The organism is Thiomonas sp. TH-17 (genome assembly GCF_057473305.1).
Genome location: NZ_JBYCKI010000251.1, coordinates 1 through 2,509 on the forward strand (window position 1 = coordinate 1; position 2,509 = coordinate 2,509).

The 2,509-nt window shown below is 59.5% G+C and carries 1 protein-coding gene; it reads left to right on the plus strand.

Annotated elements, in window-relative coordinates:
- Nucleotides 1–57: 57 nt before the first annotated feature.
- A partial coding sequence (locus AC2VLV_RS14635; protein WP_486990680.1) for a Tn3 family transposase occupies nucleotides 58–2,509 on the plus strand: 2,452 nt, incomplete at its 3' end.

Genomic DNA, 2,509 nt, shown 5'->3' on the forward strand with positions numbered 1-2,509 from the left:
GACATCCTCCCTCGCGCTCCGGACACGCAGTATTTGGACGATCTGGCCATCGGCTGGTTGAAAGAGCAGCGTGTCGAGGCACCTGCAGCCGCCTATCGCCAGCGACTGATCCGTTCTGCGATCAGCCGCTTTGAAGACCAGTTGTATGAAACGATCGTGTCCCGCCTGTCTGAAGCCTCCAAGCAACAAATGAATCGGCTGCTTGAAGTCGATGCGGAGGTGATCAACCTCCCCGGCACCGAGGAAACACGCCGAGCGGCGACATTAAACGATCTGAAATCTGATCCGCGCCGGCCAAGCCTTGATAGCATGTTCGACGAGGTCGCCAAGCTCCAACGCATCGACCAACTGCAGTTGCCGCCGGATCTCCTAGCAGGCGTTGCTCTCCGTCTCGTGGATCAGTATCGCCGACGTGTCGCCACGGAGCCGCCGAACGAATTGCGTAAGCGTGTGGATGGCACACGGCATGCCCTGCTGGCCATCTTCTGTTGGCAACGCCGGCGCGAAATCCTCGACGGGCTGGTCGAGTTGTTGATTCATACGGTCCACCGCATCAGTGCCACGGCGGAACAGCGCGTCGAGAAGCAGATGTTCGATGATTTCCGCCGCGTGCGCAGCAAGAACGCCGTCCTGTTCAAGCTGGCCGAAGCGGCGGTTGATCATCCCCAAGGTGTCGTACAGGAGGTGCTCTACCCCGTGGTCGGTGAGCAAACCTTGCGCGACCTGCTCAAGGAATTCAAGTCGAGCGGTCCGATGTTCAAGACAGTCGTGCACACCGTCATGCGCGCCTCGTACAGCAACCACTATCGCCGGATGCTGCCGCTCCTGCTCGATGCGCTGCCGTTTCGCTGCAATAACGACGCGTACCGCCCGATCATGGCGGCATTGAAGTTGTTGCAGTCATCGCGCGGCCAGCGTTTCCAATATTTCAAGGCGGACGATTCCCTTCCGATCGAAGGCGTGATCCGGCCGAAGTGGATGGAGATCGTCATCGAAAAGGATACGGCCGGTGAATCTCGCGTCAACCGCATCAACTACGAGATCTGCGTACTGCAATCATTGCGTGAAGCGCTGCGCAGTAAAGAGATCTGGGTGGACGGTGCCGACCGTTTCAGGAACCCTGACGAGGATCTACCGAGCGATTTCCGGGAAAACCGCGACGCCTACTATGCCGCGCTGAAACTCACCACTGATGCGGCACCGCTGGTGGACTCCCTCAAACGGGCGATGACCGAAGGTTTATCCATGCTCAACGACGGCATGCCTGGCAATGAAAAGGTTCGCATCCTGCAGCGCGGCCCCCATCGCCTGAGTGTTACGCCCCTGGATGCGCAACTCGAGCCGGTCAACCTGACCGCGCTCAAGGAGGAGGTTGCAGCACGATGGGCATCGACAGGCCTGCTCGACGTCCTCAAGGAAACCGAGATTCGCATTGGCTTCACTGAAGCCTTTCAGACGGCGGCATCCCGCGAGACGTTGGATCGTGCCGAACTGCAACGGCGCTTGCTGCTATGCCTGTACGGCTTGGGCACGAATGCTGGGTTGAAACGCGTGCTCACCGGCGACACCCAGATCACCTACAAGGAGTTGCTGTACACACGGCGCCGTTTCATTGAGAAGGCGTCCATGCGTAACGCCATTGTCCGTGTCGTCAACGCAATCTTTGCCGTGCGCCAAGCGGACCTCTGGGGCGAAGGCACCACAGCGTGCGCCTCCGATTCCAAGAAGTTCGGTGCATGGGATCAGAATCTCATGACGGAGTGGCACATCCGCTACGGCGGCCGTGGCGTGATGATCTACTGGCACGTCGAAAAGAAGTCGGTGTGCATTCACTCGCAGCTCAAGCGGTGCTCGTCGTCGGAGGTGGCCGCCATGATGGAGGGCGTCCTGCGGCACTGCACCGACATGACGGTCGAGAAGAACTACGTCGATACCCATGGCCAGAGCGAGGTGGCCTTCGCTTTCAGCTACCTGCTCGGATTCAAGCTGCTTCCCCGGCTGAAGTCGATCAACAAGCAGAAACTGTACGTTCCCGAAGCCGGCAGCGCCGCCCAATACACTGCACTGCAGCCGATCCTGACACGCCCGATCAACTGGGATCTGATCACGCAACAGTACGACGAGATGGTGAAGTATGCCACCGCGTTGCGAGTGGGCACGGCCGACTCCGAATCCATCCTGCGCCGGTTCACGCGCACCAACGCCCAACACCCGACCTACGCGGCCCTGGCGGAGCTGGGGCGCGCGGTCAAAACGATCTTTCTCTGCCAGTACCTGCATTCGGAGGCGTTGCGGCGAGAGATCCACGAAGGCCTGAACGTCGTGGAAAACTGGAACAGCGCCAATGGCTTCCTCTTCTATGGCAAGAGCGGCGAAGTCGCCACCAATCGGCTGGAGGATCAAGAGATCTCTGTGCTGGCGCTCCATCTGTTGCAACTGAGTCTGGTTTACGTCAACACCCTGATGATCCAACGGGTACTGGCCGAGCGATCATGGCGACGACGCCTGA